This window comes from Aeribacillus sp. FSL M8-0254, from assembly GCF_038008845.1.
In the GTDB taxonomy this organism is placed as follows: domain Bacteria; phylum Bacillota; class Bacilli; order Bacillales; family Aeribacillaceae; genus Aeribacillus; species Aeribacillus composti.
On record NZ_JBBOZY010000001.1, the window covers coordinates 813,783 to 839,284 of the forward strand.

General features: G+C 40.2%; 25 protein-coding genes and 1 other RNA gene. 23 read left to right on the forward strand and 3 right to left on the reverse strand.

Annotated elements, in window-relative coordinates:
* Nucleotides 1–187 precede the first annotated feature (187 nt).
* The 6 genes from NSQ44_RS03990 to NSQ44_RS04015 all read left to right on the forward strand — a co-directional run bounded on the left by NSQ44_RS03990 (nt 188) and on the right by NSQ44_RS04015 (nt 5,278).
* Nucleotides 188–319 carry a hypothetical protein gene (locus tag NSQ44_RS03990; RefSeq protein WP_340855147.1) on the forward strand — a complete coding sequence of 44 codons (132 nt, stop codon included), beginning with the start codon at nt 188–190 and terminating at the stop codon, nt 317–319.
* A 195-nt stretch (nt 320–514) separates the two neighbouring features.
* On the forward strand, nt 515–757 hold the full coding sequence (locus NSQ44_RS03995) for a hypothetical protein (RefSeq protein ID WP_340855150.1): 243 nt from the start codon (nt 515–517) through the stop codon (nt 755–757).
* Between the two features lie 252 nt (nt 758–1,009).
* Nucleotides 1,010–2,434 carry an 8-oxoguanine deaminase gene (locus NSQ44_RS04000; protein WP_340855152.1) on the forward strand — a complete coding sequence of 475 codons (1,425 nt, stop codon included), beginning with the start codon at nt 1,010–1,012 and terminating at the stop codon, nt 2,432–2,434.
* A gap of 17 nt (nt 2,435–2,451) precedes the next feature.
* Complete coding sequence (locus NSQ44_RS04005; RefSeq protein WP_340855155.1) at nt 2,452–3,234, forward strand: ABC transporter ATP-binding protein; 783 nt, start codon at nt 2,452–2,454, stop codon at nt 3,232–3,234.
* Nucleotides 3,235–4,095, forward strand: a complete 861-nt coding sequence (locus tag NSQ44_RS04010) for an ABC transporter permease (protein WP_066249140.1) — start codon at nt 3,235–3,237, stop codon at nt 4,093–4,095.
* Nucleotides 4,096–4,246: 151 nt separating this feature from the next.
* Nucleotides 4,247–5,278, forward strand: coding sequence for an ABC transporter substrate-binding protein (locus tag NSQ44_RS04015; RefSeq protein ID WP_063386964.1), 1,032 nt, complete (start codon nt 4,247–4,249; stop codon nt 5,276–5,278).
* A gap of 135 nt (nt 5,279–5,413) precedes the next feature.
* On the opposite strand, the gene yvfG is transcribed toward NSQ44_RS04015, so the two are convergent.
* Entirely contained in the window at nt 5,414–5,629 is a 216-nt protein-coding gene (yvfG, locus tag NSQ44_RS04020) for a protein YvfG (protein ID WP_063386963.1), read from the reverse strand.
* Nucleotides 5,630–5,703: 74 nt separating this feature from the next.
* On the opposite strand from yvfG, the gene rpoN reads away from it, so the two are divergent.
* The 14 genes from rpoN (at nt 5,704) to ssrA (ending at nt 19,749) form a co-directional block, all read left to right on the forward strand.
* Nucleotides 5,704–7,008: an RNA polymerase factor sigma-54 gene (gene rpoN / locus NSQ44_RS04025; protein ID WP_340855159.1), complete on the forward strand. Its 1,305-nt coding sequence runs from the start codon at nt 5,704–5,706 to the stop codon at nt 7,006–7,008.
* Nucleotides 7,009–7,023: 15 nt separating this feature from the next.
* Nucleotides 7,024–7,275: a glutaredoxin family protein gene (locus NSQ44_RS04030; protein WP_063386962.1), complete on the forward strand. Its 252-nt coding sequence runs from the start codon at nt 7,024–7,026 to the stop codon at nt 7,273–7,275.
* Between the two features lie 124 nt (nt 7,276–7,399).
* On the forward strand, nt 7,400–8,422 hold the full coding sequence (locus NSQ44_RS04035; RefSeq protein WP_063386961.1) for a sugar-binding transcriptional regulator: 1,023 nt from the start codon (nt 7,400–7,402) through the stop codon (nt 8,420–8,422).
* 49 nt (nt 8,423–8,471) lie between these two features.
* On the forward strand, nt 8,472–9,479 hold the full coding sequence (gap, locus tag NSQ44_RS04040; RefSeq protein WP_063386960.1) for a type I glyceraldehyde-3-phosphate dehydrogenase: 1,008 nt from the start codon (nt 8,472–8,474) through the stop codon (nt 9,477–9,479).
* Nucleotides 9,480–9,625: 146 nt separating this feature from the next.
* Complete coding sequence (locus tag NSQ44_RS04045) at nt 9,626–10,810, forward strand: phosphoglycerate kinase (RefSeq protein WP_130156827.1); 1,185 nt, start codon at nt 9,626–9,628, stop codon at nt 10,808–10,810.
* A 34-nt stretch (nt 10,811–10,844) separates the two neighbouring features.
* Nucleotides 10,845–11,606 (forward strand): triose-phosphate isomerase, encoded by a 762-nt coding sequence (tpiA, locus tag NSQ44_RS04050; RefSeq protein ID WP_340855165.1) that lies wholly within the window; start codon nt 10,845–10,847, stop codon nt 11,604–11,606.
* Nucleotides 11,599–13,134, forward strand: coding sequence for a 2,3-bisphosphoglycerate-independent phosphoglycerate mutase (gpmI, locus tag NSQ44_RS04055; RefSeq protein WP_340855168.1), 1,536 nt, complete (start codon nt 11,599–11,601; stop codon nt 13,132–13,134). Before tpiA ends, gpmI begins: the two co-directional genes overlap by 8 nt.
* Nucleotides 13,135–13,153: 19 nt before the next feature.
* Nucleotides 13,154–14,446, forward strand: a complete 1,293-nt coding sequence (gene eno / locus NSQ44_RS04060) for a phosphopyruvate hydratase (RefSeq protein ID WP_130156821.1) — start codon at nt 13,154–13,156, stop codon at nt 14,444–14,446.
* A gap of 254 nt (nt 14,447–14,700) precedes the next feature.
* Complete coding sequence (locus NSQ44_RS04065) at nt 14,701–15,213, forward strand: YjdF family protein (protein ID WP_340855171.1); 513 nt, start codon at nt 14,701–14,703, stop codon at nt 15,211–15,213.
* A 40-nt stretch (nt 15,214–15,253) separates the two neighbouring features.
* The gene (secG, locus tag NSQ44_RS04070) at nt 15,254–15,487 is read left to right on the forward strand and encodes a preprotein translocase subunit SecG (RefSeq protein ID WP_063386955.1); all 234 of its coding nucleotides are present in this window, start codon (nt 15,254–15,256) and stop codon (nt 15,485–15,487) included.
* Nucleotides 15,488–15,641: 154 nt separating this feature from the next.
* A complete protein-coding gene (locus NSQ44_RS04075) occupies nt 15,642–16,388 on the forward strand; it encodes an alpha/beta hydrolase (RefSeq protein WP_063386954.1) in 747 nt (248 codons plus the stop codon).
* Between the two features lie 30 nt (nt 16,389–16,418).
* Complete coding sequence (gene rnr, locus NSQ44_RS04080; protein ID WP_066249291.1) at nt 16,419–18,701, forward strand: ribonuclease R; 2,283 nt, start codon at nt 16,419–16,421, stop codon at nt 18,699–18,701.
* Nucleotides 18,702–18,835: 134 nt separating this feature from the next.
* Nucleotides 18,836–19,309 carry an SsrA-binding protein SmpB gene (smpB, locus tag NSQ44_RS04085; RefSeq protein ID WP_063386953.1) on the forward strand — a complete coding sequence of 158 codons (474 nt, stop codon included), beginning with the start codon at nt 18,836–18,838 and terminating at the stop codon, nt 19,307–19,309.
* Nucleotides 19,310–19,418: 109 nt separating this feature from the next.
* Nucleotides 19,419–19,749: a transfer-messenger RNA gene (gene ssrA / locus NSQ44_RS04090) on the forward strand.
* A 410-nt stretch (nt 19,750–20,159) separates the two neighbouring features.
* Here the strand turns inward: ssrA and NSQ44_RS04095 are convergent.
* Nucleotides 20,160–20,432 (reverse strand): hypothetical protein, encoded by a 273-nt coding sequence (locus NSQ44_RS04095; RefSeq protein WP_340855174.1) that lies wholly within the window; start codon nt 20,430–20,432, stop codon nt 20,160–20,162.
* 738 nt (nt 20,433–21,170) lie between these two features.
* Nucleotides 21,171–22,070: a formyltetrahydrofolate deformylase gene (gene purU, locus NSQ44_RS04100; RefSeq protein WP_063386952.1), complete on the reverse strand. Its 900-nt coding sequence runs from the start codon at nt 22,068–22,070 to the stop codon at nt 21,171–21,173.
* A 214-nt stretch (nt 22,071–22,284) separates the two neighbouring features.
* Here purU and NSQ44_RS04105 point away from each other — a divergent pair, with 214 nt between their 5' ends.
* The 3 genes from NSQ44_RS04105 to NSQ44_RS04115 all read left to right on the forward strand — a co-directional run bounded on the left by NSQ44_RS04105 (nt 22,285) and on the right by NSQ44_RS04115 (nt 25,499).
* Nucleotides 22,285–22,602: a MerR family transcriptional regulator gene (locus tag NSQ44_RS04105; RefSeq protein ID WP_063386951.1), complete on the forward strand. Its 318-nt coding sequence runs from the start codon at nt 22,285–22,287 to the stop codon at nt 22,600–22,602.
* A gap of 143 nt (nt 22,603–22,745) precedes the next feature.
* On the forward strand, nt 22,746–24,125 hold the full coding sequence (gene fumC, locus NSQ44_RS04110; RefSeq protein ID WP_130156803.1) for a class II fumarate hydratase: 1,380 nt from the start codon (nt 22,746–22,748) through the stop codon (nt 24,123–24,125).
* A 612-nt stretch (nt 24,126–24,737) separates the two neighbouring features.
* Complete coding sequence (locus tag NSQ44_RS04115) at nt 24,738–25,499, forward strand: FixH family protein (protein ID WP_340855176.1); 762 nt, start codon at nt 24,738–24,740, stop codon at nt 25,497–25,499.
* The last annotated feature ends 3 nt before the right edge of the window (nt 25,500–25,502 follow it).

The following is a 25,502-nucleotide window of genomic DNA, read 5'->3' on the forward strand; positions in this document are numbered from 1 at the left end:
CCAGCATTTGATGATGAAGAATTAAGCGAAAAGATTGAATGTATACCGTTTAATAGCATTGTTGAAGAAAAAATTTTTCCAAATCAGTTTATTAGGGCGAAGAAGAAATATTTTTGGATAAAGAAGCGACTTTTAAAATAAAGCAGATTATAGTGATCACAATTTTTTATGTGAGATGGTCAAGAAAATGAAAGAGGATAGTAAAGAACCTGTTGTTACTAATAAAAATAAACTTGTTGATGATCAAAAAGAAAAACAAAATGAAGATACAAGATCTGATCGTTTTTCATGGAAGATAGATGATGTTGAATTCTATTAATTTTTCAAAAATTGGCGCTCCTTTTAGGAGTGCTTTTTTATTTTACCTGAGAGAGGATGTAATGTGTATAAGGGAAAAACGCATACAAGATTACGACGAAGACACAAGGGTATGTGACTGTTACGGCGCTGATCATTCGTCCTGGCGTACTCCCTTATATGTGATCGGATGAAACGGTTCTGATGGAAGCCGAGTTTGCAGGAGGAAATCTTTTCTGACAAAACAATTCAGGCAAAGCCGGTTACTGATGGCGGCCATCCGAATGAACCAGTCACATTGCAAAATTTCAACCGGCATGCAAAAGGGATTACACTACGGATGAAGAGTACAAGATTTAAATCTGGTCATCTCTTTTACTGTCACATTCGGATTCATTCAACATTGCCTGTTCGTTTGGAAGTCCCTATATATAACGGTTGCCGAAAAATATTTATTTAGCTCAGTTGAAAAACTGGGCTTTTTATTTCAAAAATATGAAAGATCATCCACTCTCTTAAAAAACGTCATTTATGTCATAATATATAACATAAATACGTAAATTTTTAGTTAAAATACACAAAATCACATTAAAAATTGTGAATATCCGCTAATGTTAAACAGCTGAAAAGAATATATAATAAATATACATTACGTATTATGTTATAAAAATTAACATAAAGGGGATTGATCGTATTATAAAGGGGTGAATGAATGAAGATGTTGTTCATAAAAAATGCCAAAAATATTATTACGATGGATGAAAATCGAACGGAATACCCAGGCGGCAGCATGTATGTTGTCGGTCAAGAGATTAAAGCGATCGGCTATGATTTACCTTGTGAGTCAGCGGATATTGTCATTGATGCGCGCGGAAAAATTGTTTATCCGGGGTTAATCAATACGCATCATCATTTGTATCAGACTTTCACCCGCAATATCCCTTGGGTGCAAAATGTTGAGCTGTTTGATTGGCTAATCGCTTTGTACGATATTTGGCGCCATCTAAGGCCGGAAGATGTGTATTTAAGTGCTGTTGTCGGATTAGGTGAGTTGCTTAAAAGCGGTTGTACGACATCAGCTGACCATTTTTATGTTTTTCCGAATGGAGTCAGCGGTGAATTAATTGATGAGGAAATACGGGCAGCACGTGAGATCGGAATTCGTTTTTACCCAACTAGAGGTTCTATGAGTTTAGGCCGATCAAAAGGGGGATTGCCGCCAGATGAAATCGTTCAGCCGGAGGATGTAATTCTTCGAGATACCATGAGAATTATTGAAACCTATCATGATCCTAGTAAATATTCGATGCTGCGGGTAGGTGTTGCACCTTGTTCACCATTTTCGGTTAGCAAAGACTTGCTGCGTGAATCAGCGGATTTAGCACGCAGTTATGGCGTTCGGATGCATACCCATTTGGCGGAAACGATCGATGAAGAGGATTTTTGCAGAGAAAAGTTTGGCATGCGTCCTTTCGAACTAATGGAAGAAACAGGTTGGGTCGGCGAAGACGTGTGGTATGCACATGGAATCTGGTTTGATGACAAAGAAATTGCCAAGCTGGGTGCTTGCGGCTGCGGAGTTGCTCATTGTCCGAGCAGCAATATGAAAATGGCTTCCGGAACGATGCGAATTATGGACATGCTGCATGCAGGGGTAAAAGTGGGATTTGGTGTTGATGGTTCAGCTTCTAATGATTCTTCCAATCTATTATTAGATTTAAAAATTATGAACCTGCTCCATAATCTTCAGCATGGAACGATGGCGCTAAGTGCTGAAGATTGTTTGTCGATTGCGACGAGAGGCTCAGCTAAAGTGCTTGGCTGGGAAGATGCCATTGGTTCATTGGAAGTCGGCAAGGCTGCTGATATGTTTATGATTGATACGAATCGATTAGAATTTGCCGGTGCGCTTTTCAACGATACGGCACTTCCGATTCTAGCGGGCACACCGACAGTCGATATGACTATCGTTGGCGGACAGATTGTCGTAGATAAAGGGCGTCTTGTCAATATCGATGAAGAATCATTTGCCATGCGGGCGCAAAAAGCTGCTGAAAGAATGCTGGAAACGGCTCTTGAGCATACAAAAGTCAATTATAAAAAACCAAGAATAAGAAACTCAGCTATTCTAACTTAGATAAGGGGGGATAAGCAGTGGAAGCAATTCGAAACGAGATTGTCGCATTTCATCATGTTAGTAAGATTTACAATACCGGCACAGTCGCTTTAAGCCAATTCCATTTTTCCATCACAGAAGGGGAATTTATAAGCTTCCTCGGCCCGTCTGGCTGCGGGAAATCAACGGCATTAAGAATGGTGGCAGGTTTAGGCGAAGCTACTGAGGGCAAGGTAGAAGTATTTGGGCAAAACCCGAAAGAAGTTATAAAAAATACAAATGATGTTGCTTTTGTATTCCAAGATGCCAACTTGCTTCCATGGAGAACGGTGCTGGAAAATGTGATGCTGCCTTTAGAATTAAGGGGTTCGGATAAAAAAAGCCGCAAAGAGGATGCGATCAAAGTATTGGAGATGGTTGGACTAAAGGATTATATAAAGTCATATCCTAGGCAGTTGTCAGGCGGAATGAGAATGAGGGTGTCTATAGCTCGAGCGTTGGCTGCAAAACCTAAATTGCTGTTAATGGATGAACCGTTTGCTGCATTAGACGAGATTACAAGACAGACCTTGCAGACGGAGCTGCTTGAAATATGGAAAAGGGAGAAAATGACAATTTTGTTCGTTACTCATAATGTATTTGAAGCTGTCTATCTTTCTACTAGAATTGCAGTGTTGTCAGCTCGGCCCGGACGATTATCATCTATCATCGATGTCGATCTTCCTTATCCGAGGGAGCGGACAGATGAGCGGTTTACAGAATATGTCGATATTTCCTCGCAAAGTCTTGAGAATAGTTCAACCCGAAGGGAGTTGGTATAAATGTCTGTACAAACAGCAACCACTCAAACGAAGGAAATTGTCGCTCAATCAAATAATACTGGCAAACTGAAAATATGGAGCAAATCAAAATGGAAGATTATTGGTCCGATTGCTGCGCTTGTTGTTTTTCTTTCTTTATGGCAGTTTGTACCGATTATGGTTGGCGTGCAGCCGTTTATACTTCCAAAACCGACGGACGTCCTTCAAGCGGCGGTTGAAGATTGGGAGTTATTATGGCCAGCCATACAAATAACGGTGGCTGAATCTGTGATCGGATTTGTAATAAGCGCCATCATTGGAATTGGCTTTGCGGTTTTATTAGCAAGCTCAAAAATTTTAGAAATAAGCATTTACCCGTATGCGGTTATTTTACAAACGATACCGGTTGTAGCTATTGCACCGATCGTTGTTATCTGGTTCGGCTCGGGCTTCAATTCGATTGTGATGATTTCATTTTTAATTGGATTTTTTCCGATCATTTCAAATACGTTAATGGGATTGAATTCAGTCGATAAAAATATGAGCGAATTATTTACTTTATATAATGCGTCAAAATGGCAAAAAATGTGGAAGCTCCGAATTCCGGCTGCTATGCCTTACATGATGACCGGCTTAAAAATATCCAGCACGCTATCGATCGTTGGAGCTATTACGGGTGAATATATAGCTGGAATTGGCGGAGGAAAAGGCGGTTTAGGGTATGCCATTACGGTAGCAGCCGTTCAATTAAAAACACCATATTTATTTGCTTGCGGAATTGCCGCTGCTATTTTTGGGATTGTCTTTTACTTACTCGTAAGTTTGTTTTCTCATTTCATGCTGAGATCATGGCACGAATCCGCGATGAAGGGAGAAAAATAAAAAATTTGAACAAAAATTAAGTTGACATAATCACTATTGCTTACAAGAGCTGAATTTAATTTGCTAATTTTTTTTGCATAAAAATGGTTTGCTGCGTTAGGGAACGAGCTTTATTGAGTTTCAAAAAAAGTGCAAAAAGGGGGAAAAAGAATTGAAAGCATGGCGCAAAGCGAGTTTTCTATTAATCGGGATTATATTCATGTTCTTCCTCACCGCCTGCGGCGGACAAGAGTCGAGCAGCTCAACAAACGAGGGAGACAGCGCTTCGAATGAAGAGAAAAAAGACTTAAAAGATGTAAAAATTGTATTAAATTGGTTTCCGAAGGCGCAGCATGGCGGTTTGTATGCAGCACAAGAAAACGGATTGTTTGAAAAAAACGGTTTAAAAGTCACGATCGAACCGGGCGGGCCGCAAGTCTCGTCTATTCAAATGGTTGCATCTGGAAGTGCTGACTTTGGGCTTGCACATGCTGACCAAATGGTTATTGCTAGAAATCAAGGAATTGAATTAGTCGCTGTAGCTGCTGCCATGCAAGGAAGCCCGCAGGCATTAATGTTCCATAAAGGAAAGGGAATTGACGATTTTGATGAATTAAATGGAAGAAAAGTATATATACAGCCTGGTATTACGTATTGGGACTTTTTGAAATCTAAATATAATTTAAGTAATGTACAAGAATTGGCTTATACAGGACAGCATTCGAATTTTATTAGCGATCCCAATTCTGTAAGCCAAGCCTTTGTGACTTCAGAGCCGTTTTTCTTAAAAAAAGATGGAGTAGATGTAGAAACGAAGCTCATATCTGATGCAGGTTATAATCCTTATAACGTTGTGTTATATGTTACAAAAGACTATTTAGAAAAAAATAAAGAAACTGTCAAAGCATTTGTGGATGCTTTTGTCGAAGGATGGTATTTATACAAAGATTCTTACGAAGAGATTAATAAAGTGATTCAGAAAGACAACGCTGATATGGAATTAGAATCATTAAAATTTGAAGCCGAAACACAAGTGGATTTTGTATATGGAGGAGATAGAGCAGAGCATGGAGTCGGATATATGACGGAAGAACGCTGGGCAACATTAATTAAACAATTGCACGATCTCGGTTTATTAGAAAAAACATTTGATGCAAAGGAAATTTTTACGACAGAATATTTGCCAAAACATGAATCGAAATAAAAATGAAAACAAAAGCTGGGCAGCTTATATTTGCTCAGTTTTTTGTTTTAACCAAAAGCTTTACTGCAAAAAAAGAAATCGGCTTATATGCCGACTTCAAAAACTGCTCCCATACATTAAAATTTAAAAGTTCTTTTATTCCTCGTTTTTCACTTGATTATATGCTTGATCAAGATTTTGCAGTCTTTTCAATATTTCTGCATTTTTGGTTAGCTGGTCGTAAATTAAAGTTGAGACGACAGATCGGTAGTAGCTGTTCATGGCATCAATCTTTGAAGATTTTTCTTTATTCATTTCAATGTACTGTTTAAAGTTTTCTTTAAAATAGGAAACAGAAAAAAGCTGTGTCATGTTCGTTCCTCCAAAATTTTAGATTCTTTTTTTAAATTCTTCATGTAAAATAGAACTAAAGGGGGGGAGTTCTGATGCATATAAAAATGGACTTAGTCCAAAACCAATCCTTGAGATTGGCGATGACGAAAGAGCTGAAGCAAGCCATAGGGCTTTTGCAATATTCTACAATCGATTTAGTATCTTACTTGAGGGAAATTACGCTTGAAAACCCCTTTGTGGAATTGGAAGAATCCCATCCACCGATATTTTATCATAATCAAAGAAAGCAGCAGAGGGCAAACAAGGAGGATGGCCGCTGGATCGAAAATATGCCGAAAAAAGGGATGGGGCTAAAAGATCATTTGCGAAATCAGCTCGTAGAATTTCGTTTTACCGAAAACGAACGGCGTGCTATTCATATTTTAATCGATGCAGTGGACTCAAATGGTTATATGTCAGAAGACTTATCCCGCCTATCGGAAAAGTTCCAAATTTCGATCGATCTTTTGGAAAAACAGCTGTCTGTACTGCAATCATTAGATCCAATTGGCGTCGGGGCACGTTCGCTTCAAGAATGCTTGCTTTTGCAGGCTAAAGAAATCGAGGAAAAACCTGAAGGCTCCGAGTTCGTGTTAAAAGAGCATTTTCATCTGTTTGCCACAAAAGCTTGGAAGGATCTTTCCAAAAAGACAGGTCTGTCGCTGAATGCTCTTCAGCAAATTTTCGATTTTGTTCAAACATTGAATCCAAGACCTGGTCTGCAATTTGATGAGGAAACCCCGAATTATATCACCCCTGATTTAATGATTGAAGAGCGAAATGGAGATTGGATTGTATATTATAATGAAGATCTTTTGCCGCAAATTAAAATCAATCGGGACTATGAACCGATTGTACAAACAGAAAAAGATGTAAAATCTTACGTACAGACTAAACTCCATCAAGGACGCTGGCTGTTAAAATCGCTTGAGCAGCGGAAGGAAACGCTTGTCAAAGTTATGCAGGAAATTATACGATTTCAGAAAGACTTTTTCTATTTGAAAAACAACGTTTTGAAACCGCTAACATTAAAAGATATCGCTGATTCTCTTAACATTCACGAGTCGACTGTAAGCAGAGCGGTCAATGATAAATTTGTTCAAACTCCTTTCGGTTTATATGAGTTGAAATATTTTTTCACTAACAAAGTGGGAGAAGAAGATACATCAAGTGCGAATGTTAAACAGGTCATTCAGCAATTAATTGATCAAGAAAATAAGCAAAGACCGCTTTCAGATCAAAAAATTGCCAACCTGTTGAAAGAGAATTATAATATGAATGTTTCGAGAAGAACAGTGGCCAAATACCGCGATCAGCTCAATATCCCTTCGTCCAATTTGCGAAAAAGATATAATTAGAAAGGAATTGGATTCGTGAATCAAGTGGTTCTTTATACGAAGCAAACATGTCCATTGTGTGATGAAGCAAAGGAATTGCTGTATAAGCTGCAAGCTGAAATACCCTTTGATCTGAAAGAAAAAGATATTTATCAAGATGACCGGCTGCTGGAAAAATATCAACTAATGATTCCAGTCATTGAAGTGAATGGAAAGATTGTTATTTTTGGGAAAATTGAAGAAAATTCTTTAAGAAAACGTTTGCTGGAACTTGTTTCTGTTGATTAACATTTGCGCTCCTGCTAAAATAATATATGTAGCAAGGGGTGAATTTTTTTGCTATAATTGGGACATAATTTGTCTTACAGGGACAAAAAAAGTCCCGGAAAGAAAGAGCTGAAGGGTCTTGAAAATGCAATCATTAATTGAAGCTCAAAAAAAATTATTGCCTGATCTTCTCCAAACTATGCAAAAGCGCTATCAAATTTTGCAGTCCATTCGACTGATGCAGCCTGTAGGAAGACGAAGCTTGTCAAACAATTTAGGCATCAGTGAAAGAATTCTGCGTGGAGAAGTGCAATTTTTAAAGGAACAAAATTTAATTCATATTCACCCCTCGGGAATGACCTTAACGAAAGAAGGGGATGATCTTCTTTCATCATTGGAAGAAATGATGAAAGATGTTTTAGGTCTAACTTTTTTGGAAACTACATTAAAAGAGAAGCTTCATTTAGATGAAGTGATTGTTGTTTCAGGTGACAGCGACCATTCGCCCCTCGTGAAAAAAGAAATGGGAAGAGCTTGTGCACAATGCATTATGAATCATTTGCAGGATGACGAGGTTGTTGCTGTGGCAGGCGGCACAACGCTGGCAGCTGTTGCTGAAATGATGATTCCGTTAGGTCATCGCCGAAATGTTTTATTTGTCCCTGCAAGAGGCGGACTAGGGGAAAATGTTGAAAACCAGGCGAATACGATTTGCGCCAAAATAGCTGAACGTGCACATGGGAAATACAGGCTGCTCCATGTTCCTGACCAGCTAAGCAAGGAAGCATATGAATCCATTATCGAAGAACCGGAAATAAAAGACCTTTTAAAAATTATACGTTCAGCGAAAATGCTTGTTCATGGCATCGGGGATGCTCAAACAATGGCGGAGCGAAGAAAGACTCCGAAGGAAGATTTCGAAAAAATTAAAAAAGGAAAAGCAGTAGGCGAAGCTTTCGGTTATTACTTCAACCAAAAAGGTGAAGTCGTCCATAAAGTTCAAACGGTTGGAATGCAGCTGGAGGACTTAAAAAACATACGAAATGTGATCGCGGTTGCTGGAGGAGCCTCTAAAGCAAAAGCGATCAAAGCGTATATGAATCAATCATTAGCCACGATTTTAGTAACTGACGAAGTGGCAGCTAAAGAGTTATTAAGGGAACTGTAAAGCTCCCTCAATATAAACATCATTCCTAAAATTGAAGGAGGACTTAAAGATGGCAGTGAAAATTGGTATTAATGGTTTTGGTCGTATTGGACGCAATGTATTCCGCGCAGCATTAAAAAATCCTGAAGTAGAAGTAGTAGCAGTAAATGATTTAACAGATGCAAACATGCTTGCACATCTTTTACAATACGATTCTGTTCATGGAAAACTCGATGTGGAAGTCGGGGTAAACGGAAATAACTTGGTCGTGGATGGAAAAGAAATTCAAGTATTATCCGAGCGCGATCCAGCTCAATTAGGCTGGGGAGACCTTGGCGTTGACATTGTAGTAGAATCTACTGGTCGCTTCACGAACCGTCAAGATGCAGCAAAACACCTTGAAGCAGGTGCGAAAAAAGTAATCATTTCTGCGCCGGCTAAAGAAGAAGATATCACAATTGTTATGGGCGTAAACGAAGACAAATATGATCCAAGCAATCATCATGTCATTTCCAACGCTTCATGTACAACAAACTGCTTAGCTCCGTTTGCAAAAGTTTTGCATGAAAAATTTGGCATTGTTCGAGGCATGATGACAACTGTGCACGCTTATACAAATGACCAACAAATTTTAGACTTGCCACACAAAGATTACCGCCGCGCTCGCGCTGCAGCAGAATCTATCATACCGACAACAACTGGTGCGGCTAAAGCAGTTGCGCTCGTATTGCCTGAATTAAAAGGAAAACTTAACGGTATGGCAATGCGTGTTCCGACACCAAATGTGTCCATCGTTGACTTAGTGGCTGAGCTTGAAAAAGACGTAACAGTGGAAGAAGTAAATGCGGCGCTTAAAGAAGCAGCTGAAGGAGAATTGAAAGGTATTTTAGCGTACAGCGAGGAGCCGCTTGTATCCAGAGACTATAATGGTGATACTCATTCTTCTACGATTGATGCGCTTTCTACTATGGTGCTTGAAAACCGCATGGTGAAAGTTGTTTCTTGGTACGATAACGAAACAGGATACTCAAACCGCGTGGTAGATTTGGCGGCTTACATTGCAAAACAAGGTTTATAATCTTTAAATACGGACTTGTAGCTTGCCTGTTTAAAAAGCTATAATGAAAAGCGGGAAGGGGAAGGGGACGTTTACATTCCCCTTTCCCTTTCAACATGTAGGAAGAATTTTTTCCTGATCGTTATTGTGAAGGAGGAGCTTGAGCCATGAACAAGAAAACGATAAAAGATGTCGATGTGAAAGGGAAAACGGTATTTTGCCGAGTTGACTTTAATGTACCGATGCAGGATGGCAAAATAACCGATGATACACGCATTCGAGCTGCACTCCCAACGATCCAATACTTGGCGGATCAAGGAGCGAAAGTATTGCTTGCCAGCCACCTTGGCAGACCAAAAGGACAGGTTGTGGAAGAGCTTCGATTGACGCCTGTAGCGAAGCGTTTAGAAGAACTGTTAGGCAAAAAGGTGGTCAAAGTAGATGAAGCTTACGGTGCGGCTGTAAAAGCGGAAGTAGACAAGTTAAACAATGGCGACATTCTCGTTCTGGAAAATGTACGCTTTTATCCTGGCGAAGAAAAAAATGATCCTGAGCTTGCTAAAGCTTTTGCTGAATTGGCGGATCTATATGTTAACGATGCCTTTGGCGCTGCTCACCGCGCACATGCATCCACCGCAGGCATTGCGGAATATTTACCATCTGTTGCAGGATTTTTAATGGAAAAAGAAATCAATGTTTTATCTAAAGCGCTTGATAATCCTGACCGCCCATTTACAGCGATTATCGGGGGTGCAAAAGTAAAAGATAAAATCGGAGTTATCGAAAATTTATTAGAACGTGTAGATAATTTGATTATCGGCGGAGGACTTGCTTATACGTTTGTAAAAGCGCTGGGTCACGAAATCGGCAAGTCTTTGCTTGAAGAAGATAAAATAGAACTGGCAAAATCGTTTATGGAACGTGCCAAAGAAAAGGGCGTTCGCTTTTATATGCCTGTAGATGTTGTGGTAGCAGATGATTTTTCAAATGATGCCAATACAAAAGTAGTGGATATTGACAGTATTCCGGCTGATTGGGAAGCACTTGACATTGGACCTAAAACGGCTGAAATTTATGCGGATGTCATTCAACAATCAAAGCTTGTTGTTTGGAACGGACCGATGGGCGTTTTTGAAATGGATGCTTTTGCAAAGGGAACAAAAGCTGTAGCGGAAAGCTTGGCGAAAGCAGAACATACTTATACGGTCATCGGCGGCGGTGATTCAGCTGCAGCAGTAGAAAAATTCGGTCTTGCGGATAAAATGAACCACATCTCAACCGGAGGAGGAGCATCTTTAGAGTTCATGGAAGGAAAGAAACTTCCGGGAGTTCAAATATTGGAAGACAAATAACCACAACCATTTCCGTAAAAAGGAAGGTGTAAAGATGAGAAAGCCGATTATTGCAGGGAATTGGAAAATGCATAAGACGCTGGAAGAAGCAAAAAGCTTTGTAAAGGAAGTTAAATCACTCGTTCCCCCACAGGATAAAGTTGATTCCGTTATATGTGCACCTGCCTTATTTTTAGGTCAGCTTGTGGAATTGGCTGAAGGCTCTGAACTAAAAATTGGCGCTCAAAATATGCATTTTGAAGAAAGCGGAGCTTATACAGGGGAAATCAGCCCTGTTGCATTGGCGGATATCGGTGTTGATTATGTGATCATTGGACACTCCGAACGCCGGGAAATGTTTGCCGAAACAGACGAAACCGTGAATAAAAAAGTATTGGCTGCTTTCAAACACGAATTAACTCCGATCGTATGTGTAGGCGAATCATTAGCTGAGCGTGAAGCTGGAAAAACGAATGAAATTGTTGGCGATCAAGTCAAAAAAGCGTTGGCTGGAGTCGATGCGTCGGCTGTGAAAAACATCGTGATTGCTTATGAGCCGATTTGGGCGATTGGCACAGGAAAATCGTCTTCTCCGGAGGATGCCAATGAAGTATGTGCCCATATTCGGGGTGTAATTGCCGATATTTATTCCGATGATGTTGCAAACGAAGTTCGCATTCAATATGGCGGCAGTGTTAAACCGGAAAATATTAAAGATTTTCTAAACCAGCCGGAAATTGACGGAGCATTAGTCGGAGGCGCAAGCCTGGAACCACGCTCTTTCTTGCAGCTATTGGAGGAAGGCCAAAATGAGTAAAAAGCCAGTAGCGTTAATTATATTAGACGGTTTTGCTCTGCGTGACGAAGTGAAAGGAAATGCTGTGGCTCAAGCGAACAAGCCGAATTTTGATCGATTTTGGAATACATACCCGCATGCAACGTTAAAAGCATGTGGAGAAGCTGTCGGCTTGCCGGAAGGTCAAATGGGAAATTCTGAAGTTGGACATTTAAACATCGGTGCAGGCAGAATTGTATACCAAAGTTTAACACGCGTTAACATAGCGATTCGTGAAGGCGAATTTTTTGAAAATGAAACATTTCTTTCAGCTATGAACCACGTGAAAGAAAAAGGAACGAACCTTCACATTTTCGGCTTATTATCGGATGGCGGCGTTCACAGCCACATTAACCACTTATTCGCCTTGTTAAAATTGGCGAAAGATCAGCAAGTGAAAAATGTGTTCATTCATGGATTTTTGGACGGACGCGATGTTGGTCCGCAAACGGCGAAGCAATATATTGATCAGCTGAATGAAAAGATCAATGAATACGGAGTAGGACAGATCGCAACGATTTCAGGCCGCTATTACTCGATGGACAGAGATAAAAGATGGGATCGAGTAGAAAAAGCATACAGAGCGATGGTGTATGGCGAAGGGCCAGCTTACAAAAACGCATACGAATGTATTGAAGATTCTTATGCACACGGGATTTATGATGAGTTTGTCATCCCTTCTGTTATGACAAAAGAAGACGGCAGTCCTGTTGCAACCATTCAAGATGATGACGCGGTCATTTTCTATAATTTCCGTCCGGATCGCGCCATTCAAATTTCGAATACATTCACAAATGAAGATTTCCGTTCCTTTGATAGGGGACCGAAACATCCAAAACGTTTATTCTTCGTTTGTTTGACGCATTTTAGCGAAACGGTGAAAGGATATGTTGCCTTCAAGCCGGTTAACTTGGACAACACAATTGGCGAAGTCATTTCCCAAGCCGGATTGAGGCAGCTGCGCATAGCAGAAACAGAAAAATATCCGCATGTTACGTTCTTTATGAGCGGAGGCCGGGAAGAGAAGTTTCCTGGCGAAGAACGGATTTTAATTGATTCACCGAAGGTAGCCACGTATGATTTAAAACCGGAAATGAGCGCATATGAAGTAACTGAGGCGCTTTTAAAAGAAATTGAGGCTGACAAGCATGATGCGATCATATTGAATTTTGCCAATCCGGACATGGTCGGCCACTCCGGCAAACTTGAGCCAACGATAAAGGCAGTCGAAGCGGTTGATGAATGTCTCGGAAAAGTGGTGGATTTGATTCTCGAAAAAGGCGGAACAGCTATTATAACTGCTGACCACGGAAATGCGGACGAAGTCGTTACACTTGACGGAAAACCGCAAACCGCACATACGACAAATCCAGTGCCGGTTATTATAACGAAAAAAGGAATCGAATTGAGAGAAGACGGAATTTTAGGCGATTTAGCACCAACGATGCTCGAGCTGCTCGGGCTGGAAAAACCGAAAGAAATGACAGGGAAAAGTCTTATTAAATCATAAATAAAGGAGATGAAGCAATATGCCAGCTATTACTGATGTTTATGCACGTGAAGTGCTTGATTCAAGAGGAAATCCGACAGTTGAAGTAGAGGTGTATACAGAATCAGGTGCATTTGGACGGGCGCTTGTACCTAGCGGTGCATCCACAGGTGAGTACGAGGCTGTTGAATTGCGTGACGGTGATAAAGAACGCTACCTTGGAAAAGGGGTTTTAACAGCAGTTAAAAACGTGAACGAAATTATTGCCCCAGAACTGTTAGGCTTTGATGTGACGGAACAAAATGCCATCGATCAACTATTAATCGAACTTGACGGAACAGAAAATAAAGGAAAGCTGGGAGCAAACGCAATTTTAGGTGTTTCTATGGCCGTTGCTCGTGCTGCAGCTGATTATTTAGGTGTTCCGCTGTATCAATATCTCGGCGGCTTCAATGCGAAAACTCTTCCTGTGCCGATGATGAACATTTTAAACGGCGGCGCTCATGCAGACAACAATGTTGATATTCAAGAATTCATGATTATGCCGGTCGGCGCGGAAAGCTTCCGGGAAGCACTGCGGATGGGAGCGGAAATTTTCCATTCATTAAAATCTGTATTAAAAGGAAAAGGATATAATACAGCTGTTGGTGATGAAGGCGGATTCGCTCCAAATTTACAATCAAATGAAGAAGCTTTGCAAACTATTATCGAAGCAATTGAAAAAGCCGGCTACAAACCTGGCGAACAAGTTAAGCTTGCGATGGATGTTGCTTCTTCTGAACTGTTTAATAAAGAAGACGGCAAGTACCACCTAGAAGGAGAAGGCGTTGTAAAAACGTCGGAAGAAATGGTGCAATGGTATGAAGAGCTTGTCTCCAAATATCCGATCATTTCGATTGAAGACGGACTTGATGAGAACGACTGGGAAGGCCATAAACTGTTAACAGAACGTTTAGGCGGAAAAGTTCAGCTTGTCGGAGACGATTTATTTGTAACAAATACAAAAAAATTAGCGGAAGGCATTGAAAAAGGAGTCGGCAACTCTATTCTGATTAAAGTTAACCAAATCGGAACGTTAACAGAAACGTTTGATGCGATCGAAATGGCAAAACGCGCCGGCTATACAGCGGTCATCTCCCATCGCTCAGGCGAGACGGAAGACAGCACCATTGCAGACATTGCTGTGGCAACAAACGCAGGCCAAATTAAAACAGGCGCACCTTCCCGAACGGACCGCGTTGCGAAATACAATCAATTGCTTCGCATCGAAGATCAACTTGGCGATACTGCAATTTACCAAGGAATTAAATCTTTCTATAACTTGAAAAAATAACACTATCTATGAAAAGGTCTAACCGAGTTATTTGGTTAGACCTTTTTTAATTAAGCTCAAAGCACACAAAATCATAGCCTAGACGATGTGTAAATATTTTCTTATTGCCAATAAACAAACTTATAATAAAAACATAGACAGCATAAAAACACAGTCCCGGTTGGTAGTCCGGGCGCACTCTGAAAGAGTGTCAGTATCCTTCCCCTCCTTGGGATGTCCATTGCTGTCGTTACGTTTTACAAGGAGGGCCTTTCATGAAGTTGACTTTTTTTTACGATGGACAATTCTGGATCGGTGTGGTTGAGCAAAAGGAAGGTGAAGCTTTAAAAGCGGTTCGCTACGTATTTCGTCCAGAGCCAAAAGATGATGAAGTTTTGGCATTTGCGAATGGTCCGATGCTATCGTTACTGCACAAGTGCCGCACAACAACCGCCGTGCCGCTTGAAATGAAAAAGCGCAAAAATCCGAAGCGACTGCAGCGTGAAGCTGCAAAGGAAATGAAAACAAGGCCGCTTTCCACATATGCCCAATATGCCCAAACAGCTCTTCAGCTAGAATTGGAGCATCGTAAAAAAGAGAGAAAAGTTTTGCGCAAGGAGCTTTCGCGAAGCTCTCATCAAGCGAAAAAGAGAGTTAAAGCGTTTAAAAGCGAAGGCAAAACATCGTGGAAGGTAATACAGAGTTGGATGACTTGCTTCAATACATCCGCTTTCGTATTTTCTGAATGGATACGCTATTGTGTAATGAGCCAATTTATGATACATTAAAACTATTGTAATGTGCGTTTTTTTAGGAGGTGGAGTGGACATGCATACTCTGCTTGTCATACTATTAGCTATTGTATCTATTGCGCTGATCGCTGTGGTGATACTGCAGTCTGGAAAAAGTGCTGGATTATCTGGAGCCATTTCCGGAGGTGCTGAACAGCTTTTTGGGAAGCAAAAAGCGCGTGGAATAGATTTAATCTTACATCGTATTACAATCGTTCTTTCTGTGTTATTTTTTGTTTTAGCGATTGCTGTTTCATGGTTTGGATTATAATAGCTAGAAAGGTCTGTCAAACAGGCCTTTTTTCTATGGGAAAATAAAGCTGTTGAATGAACAACGTTTTTGGTATATAATGGAATTCAAACTTTTTTCATACTACAGTTCATTGTAAAAAATAAAGAATTTAAAAAGAGAAGGAGATTTTAAAATGAAAGTTTTACCGCCGAAACCTTTTACGTTTGAAGGTGGGAATCGTGCTGTACTGCTGCTTCACGGCTTTACTGGAAATTCAGCAGATGTGCGGATGCTTGGGCGTTTTTTGCAAGATAAAGGGTATACTTGTCATGCCCCTCAATATAAAGGCCATGGGGTTCCTCCGGAAGAATTGGTTCATACCGGTCCCGATGACTGGTGGCAAGATGTGATGGGCGGCTACGAACATCTGAAAGACTTAGGTTTTAAAGAAATTGCAGTTGCCGGTTTGTCTCTTGGAGGAGTTTTTTCTTTAAAACTGGGATACACTGTACCTGTAAAAGGAATTATTCCAATGTGCGCCCCGATGTATATTAAAAGCGAAGAAACGATGTATAAAGGGATTTTAAAATATGCCCGCAAATATAAACAATTTGAAGGAAAGCCGGAAGAACAGATTGAGGCGGAAATGGAAGAGTTTCAAAAAACACCAATGAAAACGTTGAAAGCTCTGCAGCGTTTGATTTCTGATGTGAGAGAAAATGTCGATATGATTTATGCCCCGACATTTGTGGTTCAGGCGCGGCACGATGAAATGATCAATCCGGATAGTGCAAATATTATTTATAACGAAGTAAGCTCAAATATAAAAAAAATCAAATGGTATGAAGAATCGTCGCATGTTATTACGCTTGACAAGCAGCGAGATGAACTGCATCAGGACGTCTATGAATTTTTAGAGAGCCTTGATTGGCAGGAGTAAAAGGAGGTTATTGTATTGGCAGAACCCGATATGCAATTAGCTGAAAGGCTTCTTTCTTTTATGAAGGAAGAGGCTTATAAACCTTTGACTGTGGAGGAATTAGAAGAAGCTTTTCAGCTAGAGGACGCAGACGAATTTAAAAAGCTGATTATTACTTTAAATAAGATGGAAGAAAAAGGCCTCATTGTGCGAACGAGAGCAAATCGATACGGTGTTCCAGAAAAAATGAATTTGATCCGCGGAACACTGGTCGGACATGCCCGCGGATTTGCTTTCGTTGAACCGGATGAACCAGGTTTTGATGACGTGTTCATTCCGCCCGGCGAGCTGAATCATGCGATGCATGGAGACAAAGTTCTTGTGCGGCTAAGCCCGAAAACAAGCGGGGCGAGACAGGAAGGCACGGTCATACGCATTTTGGAAAGAGGAATAACGGAAATTGTCGGAACATATACGGAAAGCAAAAACTTCGGATTTGTCATACCTGACGACAAAAAGATTGTCAACGACATTTTTATTCCGAAAAATGCATCAAATGGGGCGGTTGAAGGTCATAAAGTAATTGTCCGACTCACGTCATATCCTGAAGGACGAATGAGTGCAGAAGGAGAAGTCGTACAAATTTTAGGCCATAAAAATGATCCAGGCGTCGATATTTTATCAATCATTCATAAGCATCAGCTGCCATTGAGCTTTCCGGATGATGTATTAAAGCAAGCAAACGAAACACCTGATGAGATTAAGAGCGAGGAAATCAAGAACAGACGAGACCTTCGCAACGAATTAATCATTACTATTGATGGTGAAGATGCAAAAGATTTGGATGATGCCGTAACAGTAACAAAGTTAAATAACGGCTGCTATAAGCTTGGCGTGCATATCGCAGATGTCAGTTATTATGTAAAAGAAGGAACTCCGATTGACAGAGAGGCATTTGCACGCGGGACAAGCGTATATTTAGTTGATCGCGTCATTCCGATGATACCGCATCGCTTATCAAACGGAATTTGTTCGCTGAATCCGAAGGTGGATCGTCTGACATTATCGTGCGAAATGATTGTGGATGAATATGGGAACGTAGTTCAGCATGATATTTTTCAAAGTATTATTCGCTCCGCTGAGCGGATGACTTATTCAAATGTCAATAAAATTTTGATTGAAAAGGATGAACAGCTTCGGGAAAAATATCAAGAAATTGTCCCCATGCTTGAGGATATGGCTGAGCTTGCGTCGATTTTACGGAAAAAAAGAATGCTGCGCGGAGCGATCGATTTTGATTTTAAGGAAGCGAAAGTTTTGGTGGATGAGAAAGGCAAACCGTATGATGTCATTATTCGGGAACGATCTGTAGCGGAACGGTTAATTGAAGAATTTATGCTGCTTGCAAATGAAACAGTAGCAGAACATTTTCACTGGTTAAATGTACCGTTTATATATCGAATTCACGAAAAACCGAATGAGGAAAAACTAAGACGTTTCTTGGAATTTATTACAAATTTCGGTTATGTCGTGAAGGGAACAGGAAACAATATTCATCCGCGCGCTTTGCAGCAAATTTTAGATGAAGTACGGGGAAAACCTGAAGAAATGGTGATTTCAACTGTCATGCTTCGGTCTATGAAGCAAGCGAAATATCATCCGGAAAGCGTCGGGCATTTCGGATTGTCGACCGAATTTTACACCCATTTTACTTCCCCGATTCGCCGTTATCCTGATTTGATAGTTCATCGACTCATTCGCAAATATTTGCTTGAAGGGAAAATAGACGAAAAGACACAGATGAAATGGGCATCAATTTTGCCGGAAATTGCAGAACATTCTTCCAATATGGAACGGCGGGCTGTTGATGCGGAGCGTGAAACGGATGATTTGAAAAAAGCAGAATTTATGCTGGATAAGATTGGGGAAGAATTTGATGGAATCATCAGTTCAGTCACAAACTTCGGCATGTTTGTCGAGCTCCCGAATACTGTTGAAGGTCTCGTTCATGTAAGCTATATGACGGATGATTACTACCATTATGATGAACGTCATTATGCGATGATCGGCGAAAGAACGGGAAATGTTTACCGCATCGGCGATGAAATTACCGTCCGCGTTGTGAATGTTGATAAAGAGGAACGATCCATCGATTTTGAAATTGTCGGTATGAGAAAAAAACGAAAAAAATCAACACGTCCTGAAACGGTGAAGGTGATTAAGAGCAAACATCAGGAAGAAGAGGAAGAATGGTCAACGAGACCGCCGAAATCAAAAAAGAAAAAGTTTTATAAAAACGTATCGAAAAAGAAGCGGAAGAAGAAAAAGCGTTAAAGCGAGGCCAGATGTCTAAAAAACAAACTCATTGAAACAGCAAAATTTCACTTAGAAAGAATCTTGATTGAGGCGAAAATGTTCATTTGCTATAATAATCTTTACCCCTAATTTTCACGAAAGGGTGACAGAGAATGTCAAAGGGAGAAGGGAAACTGATTGCCCAAAATAAAAAGGCGCACCACGACTATTTTATTGAAGAAACGTATGAAGCTGGGATCGTCCTGCAGGGAACGGAAATTAAATCGATTCGCGCCGGCCGCGCCAATTTAAAAGATGCGTTCGCAAGAGTGGAAAAAGGGGAAGTTTTTCTTCATAACATGCATATCAGCCCGTATGAGCAGGGAAATCGATACAACCATGAGCCGTTAAGAACGAGAAAGCTTCTTTTGCATCGAAGAGAAATCAATAAGCTGATCGGGGCCACAAAAGAACAGGGCTATTCATTAGTTCCGCTGAAGCTTTACATTAAAAATGGATTTGCGAAAGTGCTTATCGGGCTAGGAAAAGGGAAAAAGAAATACGATAAGCGGGAGGATTTAAAACGAAAAGAAGCGAAAAGAGAAATTGAACGGGCATTTCAACAAAAACAAAAAGGGATCTATTAATGATAACAATAAATGACAATTGAAAAATATATTGTTTTTGTTATAATAATATATGTCGTTGCCAGTTGAATATATTTCTCAAGCACTAGCTCGAATAAAACGGGGACGTTTTGGATTCGACAGGGATAGATCGAGCTTAAGCTGCGAGCCGGAGGGATCGTCTCCGTCATCAACGTCGCCTAAAGATAACTGGCAAACAAAACAACTACGCTTTAGCTGCTTAATGCTAAAGGCTCCTTTCTTCCATCGCCCATGTGGAGGAAAAGGGGTTCAACTTAAGTGGGCTACGCCCGATTCCGCCGTCTGAGGAAGAGGGAAGAGACGAATCAGACTAGCTGTCCGGATGCCTGCCGACAGGCTAAGGAACAGTGAAATGTTAAATATGTCGGATACGCTCGTAGATGCTTAAGTGGCGATATCTCTGGACGTGGGTTCGATTAGGAAATAGTCGCCTTGTGTGGCAACACACAAGTGAAAATCCGGCTTAATCGGTGAAACCTAAGTCGTTTCTGCGATATGGCAACACCGAGCGGTATGTGGAGCAATCCAACAGCCGTGTATCGACTCATAGGCTGCCTTCAAGGTAGTACTAGGATGCGAAATTCTGCCGTACGGCAAATCTAAATTTCGCATAACACGCCGGAGGACCTGTTTAGGTTCAAGATATAGTCAGTGCCATTGCGAAAGCATGGATCAGCACGTCCCACCGTCTCCATTATAGAAAGACGTTTCCCGTGATTTTTATAAAATTAACAATGAAATAAAAGAAATCGGCAAACATGTCGGTTTCTTTTATTTACCTCTGCTAAAGGAAAGGGCTTCAGTTCAAAGCTGAGGCCCTTTTTTCTTATTATTTTGCAGCTTTCAACACTTTTTGAGTGAGAAAATAGGCTGTTGTAGCAATAAACAATGATATAAGCAATGGTATGGAAGAAGGCTCACCGAACACTACCTCTTGACTAAGACTGCCCGTTTTTGCAGAAAAATCTGGCGTGTAAAAAGCAGTTAAAACATTACCTGATAGTATTTGAAATACCGTATAGAGCAATAGAAAACGAATGATAAAAACAAAATATTTTTTCAAAAATGATCCCGCATTTTTTGTATTTAAGTATACGATCATTTTCTTTTTTGCCACATCCTTGTTAATTGAATTTATCAATAGAGCTCTTATTGAAAAAAAGCGCACATGCTGTGAAAAGCAAGTGCGCTTTTTGATGTGCGCCCGGCATGGGTGTAATCTATAGGGTGAAAGTCCCGAGCTGCGAAGGCAGAAGTAGCAGTTAGCTTAACGCAAGGGTGTCCGTGGTGACGCGGAATCTGAAGGAAGCGAGCGGCAAACTTTAAGGTCTCTCGGAACACGAACTTCATATGAGGCTAGGTATCACTGGGTGAGTTTGCCAAACAAAACAAAGCTCTTTCTGTCGAAGGTCATATCGAGTAAATGAGGCGGATAGATGGTGTGAAAGTGCATGTACTTACCCGGGGAGGTCTGGCGGATAGGTGAAATACGCTTCATAACCTACTTAGTGATAAGTAGCTGAACCGTCAGAAGTCAGCAGAGGTCATAGTATTAGTTGGTCTAGAACAACTAAGAAGGACCGAACAATTAAGAGAGAATAGCCCTTGGCATTCAGTGAGTCATGATGAACACAGAAAACGTAGTACCTCACTTGAGGAAGGAAGCGGTGAATCCCGTGGGAGACCTCTTGGAGGGTGGAGTGACCACTGGCATAAAGAGAACAGCTATTCACGGAAGTTATAAAGACTTGCGTCAATGATCTTAATTGAACCGCCGTATACGGAACCGTACGTACGGTGGTGTGAGAGGTCGGGGGTTAGTCACCCCCTCCTACTCGATTTAAAAGACAATCGTTTTGTTTCCGTGAACAATGATGCGGTCTTCCAAATGTAATTGTACAGCGCGGGCGAGAACGTCGCGTTCAATCGTTCTTCCGACCCTTTTTAAATCTTCAACATTGTACCGATGGCTGACCTCTTTAACCCCTTGTTCAATAATTGGTCCTTCGTCCAAATCTTCCGTCACATAATGGGAAGTGGCTCCAATAATTTTGACTCCACGTTCATATGCGCGCTCATACGGTCTTGCACCGACAAATGCAGGCAAGAACGAATGATGGATGTTAATAATTCGATGCCGGTAATGCTTGATGAAATCTGGAGATAAAATTTGCATATAACGGGCGAGAACGACGAAATCAATATTATATTTCTTCAACAGTTCAAGCTGCTGCTTTTCCGCTTCCGGCTTATTGTCTTTATTGACCGGTATGTAATAATACGGAATTCCAAGCGATTCAACTGGTTCACGCAAATCTGGATGGTTGCTGATTACCAAAGGTATTTCGCAAAAAAAATCGCCTGATTGATAACGCCAAAGAAGATCGAGAAGGCAATGATCTTGTTTCGATACGAAAATCGCCATTCGCTTTAATTGGTTCATATATGAAAATTGCCATTTCATTTGCAATTCTTTTCCGATCGGCTCAAAGTCTTTTTCAAGCTCGCCTTTTTTACGTTCTATATCCGGTAATTCAAATTCAACGCGCATAAAAAAAGTGCCGCCTGAAGGATCTGTTGAATATTGATCTGATTGGACGATATTGGCGCCGTGTTCATATAAAACTTTAGAAATTTTTGCAACAATTCCTGGCTGGTCGTTGCATGTAATAAGAAGACGTGCGCGATCTTTATATTGATGTAAAAAAGATTCAAGATTCGTTTGTTTCGTATGTAACATAAACCTTTCCTCCAACCCAAATGTGATCTGTACAAAGGATACTAATAGTTTGCTTTCTTGTCAATTTGAACAAGGAAAAAATATTTATAAGTATTCAATGTAAGAAAATCTTACAATAAAAATTAAAAAATACGAAAAAAAATTGTATAATAAAGTTAATGGCTGAAAATGTTATAAATTTTAACGTAATAACGTTATAAAAGGAGGTATAACAATGTCAGAATCATATAAGGATAAAAAAGTCATTACGATCGGTATCGTTAGTGAACTAACAGGGCTATCACCAAGAAAAATACGATATTATGAAGAAAGAAAATTAATTTTTCCCGAAAGAACGAAACAAGGAACGAGAAAATATTCCTTTTCAGATATTGAAACATTAATGGAAATTGCAGATAAAATCGAAGACGGCGTTCAAACGTTTGAAATTAGAAAAGAAATGCTGAAAAAAGAAAGAGATAAAATGCTCGAAGATAAGAAAAAAATGATTCAAGGCCAGCTGAATGCACACTTCAAAATAAGAAAACAATAGTTCAGGGCGGTTAGAACCGCTTTTTTTTTTGATTTAAAAAAGTTCTTCATTTTTATAAAAAATTATCAGAGTTTTTTTGCTTTTAACAAAATATTAGAGGTATATTTAAAATAGATGATTATTTAAAAAGGAGGAAGAAGAAAATGGACTATCGTATAGAAAGAGATACGCTGGGAGAAGTAAAAGTTCCCAAAGACCGCTACTGGGGTGCACAGACGGAACGGAGCAGAAACAATTTTAAAATCGGTACTGAAACGATGCCGATTGAAGTCATTCGTGCATTTGCCATTTTAAAAAGAGGTGCAGCGATCGTTAATGAAAAATTAGGAAAGCTGCCAAAAGAGAAAAAAGATGCGATCGTTCATGTTTGCGATGAAATTATAGAAGGGAAGCTTGATGAGCATTTCCCGCTCGTAGTATGGCAAACCGGAAGCGGAACGCAGTCGAACATGAATGTCAATGAAGTGATTTCGTTTAAAGGAAATGAATACTTGAAAGAAAATGGGTTTGAATCATTAAAAATTCATCCAAATGATGATGTGAATATGGGACAAAGCTCAAACGACACATTCCCTACAGCAATGCATATTGCTGGTGTCATAGCGATAAAAAACAAGCTGTTGCCGGCAATTGATTTGTTGACAGAGACACTCGATAAGAAATCTAAGCAGTTTGAGAATCTTGTGAAAATTGGCCGCACCCACTTGCAGGATGCAACACCGCTCACGCTTGGACAGGAAATCAGCGGATGGGTACATATGCTGAGAAAAAGCAGAAAAATGATTGTCGAAGCAATGGATAACTTGAGAGATTTGGCGATCGGCGGAACAGCAGTCGGAACAGGAATTAATACGGATCCTCAGTTTGGACAGCTTGTAGCAGATGAAATAAGCAAGCAAACGAATGAATCATTCCGTTCCTCTGAAAACAAATTCCACGCGCTAACTAGCCATGATGAAATCGTTCATGCACACGGAGCGTTAAAAGCCTTGGCAGCTGATCTTATGAAAATTGCAAATGATGTTAGATGGCTGGCAAGCGGTCCAAGATGCGGAATTGGCGAGATCACGATACCAGCAAATGAGCCCGGAAGCTCCATTATGCCGGGAAAAGTGAATCCGACGCAAAGCGAAGCATTAACGATGGTAGCAGTCCAAGTCATGGGAAATGATGCAGCGATCGGTTTTGCCGCAAGCCAAGGAAATTTTGAATTAAATGTTTTCAAACCGGTTATTATTTATAACTTTTTACAATCGATCCGGCTTTTATCGGATAGTATAATTTCCTTCAACGACCGCTGTGCTGTGGGAATTGAAGCAAACAAAGAAGTGATTGATAAATATGTACAAGACTCGCTCATGCTCGTAACTGCTTTAAATCCTCATATTGGATACGAAAATGCAGCGAAAATTGCAAAGCTTGCATATGAAAAACGATTGACTTTAAAGGAGGCAGCTGTTCAACTGAACCTTCTGTCAGCCGAAGAATTTGACCGCATTGTCCAGCCGGAGAAAATGGTGTAACAGAAAACATTGAATTTTTGCTGGGAGATGAAAATATATACCGATACTCACTACTTGATACGATCCCTCTTGTCTAGATAGAAAGAAAAAAACCTATACTGTCTATGAACTGCACCCTTAAAGTAGATGTTGAAAAATCCCTATTTGGTCAACACTGCTTTAAGAGGTGATTTTTTTGAGCAAGAAAAGGACAAAAGTTCATAAACTATTCAGTTGAGTTTAAATTCTTAGCAGTTAAAAAATATCTTCGAAGACAGTGAAGACAGTGCTTCTTTCTTCAGCTTACAGACCTACTGAGTTGTATGGGGAGAGTTCTGTTAAGTGATTTTCTTGACAGTGATTCCTTATACAACTATTCTGTAAGCCGCTGAAGAAGGGGGGGATTTTTAATACTGTCTATTTGATCTTTGATCGGGATATGTTCAATTTGTGCGTCCGGTTTTCTTATTTATATTCAATGCTGCCAGGTGCAAAAACCATTATCCTCCACATAAAAATTTCATGAATCCTACACAAAATATTCACCTTTGCAATGTTGCAATATGTATGTATTAAATTTATTCTTTATTTAATAGTTCTCAATTAATTTTTATTGAGGAAAGGAGATTTATTGTGAAAAAAATCATTATATTGCTTGCCGCCGTTTTCCTTCTTGCAGCTTGCGGTCAAAATGAAACGAAACAAGAGAACAGCGGAGAAAGTACCGAAGTTCATCCGCTCGAAGTCAATTTGAAAGTGCCGGACCATGCGAATATACATGAAAAAGTTTCGTTGACTGCTGAAGTGAGCTACGGAGGAGAAGCGGTTGAAGATGCTGATGAAGTAAAATTTGAAATATGGAAAGAAGGAGAAAAAGAAGAAAGTAAAATGATAGAAGCAAAACATGAAAAAGACGGCCAATATACGATTGAACACACATTTGATGAAAATGGAGTTTTTTTTGTTCAATCACACGTTACGGCGAAAAATCAGCATAATATGCCCAAAAAACAAATTGTGATTGGTGAACTACATAAAGATGGAGCTTCAACGGGCGAAAACGAAGAAACCGCAAATCATACTCATGAACATTCTCAAGGATCTGTAGACATCCAATTGGAGCTGCCGGAAAATGTAAAGGCGAATGCGGAAACATTGATTCAAACAAAAATTCAAGCAGAAAACGCTCCGTTGTTAAATGCAAATGTCCGTTATGAAATTTGGAAGGACGGTTCTGAAAAGCATGATTGGGTAGATGCTGCAGGAGACGAGAAAGGTACTTATGAAGCGAAATATACATTTTCTGATCCAGGGACTTATCAAATCCAAGTTCATGTCAACAATGATGAAGGACTACATGAGCATGTCACGAAGAAGGTAACGGTTCAAAAATAAAGA

Excerpts from the sequence above, each read along its gene's own strand:
- NSQ44_RS03990 (WP_340855147.1), top strand. The coding sequence starts at position 188 with ATGAAAGAGGATAGTAAAGAACCTGTTGTTACTAATAAAAATAAACTT.
- NSQ44_RS04000 (WP_340855152.1), top strand. The coding sequence starts at position 1,010 with ATGAAGATGTTGTTCATAAAAAATGCCAAAAATATTATTACGATGGAT.
- NSQ44_RS04010 (WP_066249140.1), top strand. The coding sequence starts at position 3,235 with ATGTCTGTACAAACAGCAACCACTCAAACGAAGGAAATTGTCGCTCAA.
- yvfG (WP_063386963.1), bottom strand. The coding sequence starts at position 5,629 with ATGACACAGCTTTTTTCTGTTTCCTATTTTAAAGAAAACTTTAAACAG.
- rpoN (WP_340855159.1), top strand. The coding sequence starts at position 5,704 with ATGCATATAAAAATGGACTTAGTCCAAAACCAATCCTTGAGATTGGCG.
- NSQ44_RS04035 (WP_063386961.1), top strand. The coding sequence starts at position 7,400 with ATGCAATCATTAATTGAAGCTCAAAAAAAATTATTGCCTGATCTTCTC.
- gap (WP_063386960.1), top strand. The coding sequence starts at position 8,472 with ATGGCAGTGAAAATTGGTATTAATGGTTTTGGTCGTATTGGACGCAAT.
- NSQ44_RS04045 (WP_130156827.1), top strand. The coding sequence starts at position 9,626 with ATGAACAAGAAAACGATAAAAGATGTCGATGTGAAAGGGAAAACGGTA.
- tpiA (WP_340855165.1), top strand. The coding sequence starts at position 10,845 with ATGAGAAAGCCGATTATTGCAGGGAATTGGAAAATGCATAAGACGCTG.
- gpmI (WP_340855168.1), top strand. The coding sequence starts at position 11,599 with ATGAGTAAAAAGCCAGTAGCGTTAATTATATTAGACGGTTTTGCTCTG.
- eno (WP_130156821.1), top strand. The coding sequence starts at position 13,154 with ATGCCAGCTATTACTGATGTTTATGCACGTGAAGTGCTTGATTCAAGA.
- NSQ44_RS04065 (WP_340855171.1), top strand. The coding sequence starts at position 14,701 with ATGAAGTTGACTTTTTTTTACGATGGACAATTCTGGATCGGTGTGGTT.
- secG (WP_063386955.1), top strand. The coding sequence starts at position 15,254 with ATGCATACTCTGCTTGTCATACTATTAGCTATTGTATCTATTGCGCTG.
- NSQ44_RS04075 (WP_063386954.1), top strand. The coding sequence starts at position 15,642 with ATGAAAGTTTTACCGCCGAAACCTTTTACGTTTGAAGGTGGGAATCGT.
- rnr (WP_066249291.1), top strand. The coding sequence starts at position 16,419 with ATGCAATTAGCTGAAAGGCTTCTTTCTTTTATGAAGGAAGAGGCTTAT.
- smpB (WP_063386953.1), top strand. The coding sequence starts at position 18,836 with ATGTCAAAGGGAGAAGGGAAACTGATTGCCCAAAATAAAAAGGCGCAC.
- NSQ44_RS04095 (WP_340855174.1), bottom strand. The coding sequence starts at position 20,432 with ATGATCGTATACTTAAATACAAAAAATGCGGGATCATTTTTGAAAAAA.
- purU (WP_063386952.1), bottom strand. The coding sequence starts at position 22,070 with ATGTTACATACGAAACAAACGAATCTTGAATCTTTTTTACATCAATAT.
- NSQ44_RS04105 (WP_063386951.1), top strand. The coding sequence starts at position 22,285 with ATGTCAGAATCATATAAGGATAAAAAAGTCATTACGATCGGTATCGTT.
- fumC (WP_130156803.1), top strand. The coding sequence starts at position 22,746 with ATGGACTATCGTATAGAAAGAGATACGCTGGGAGAAGTAAAAGTTCCC.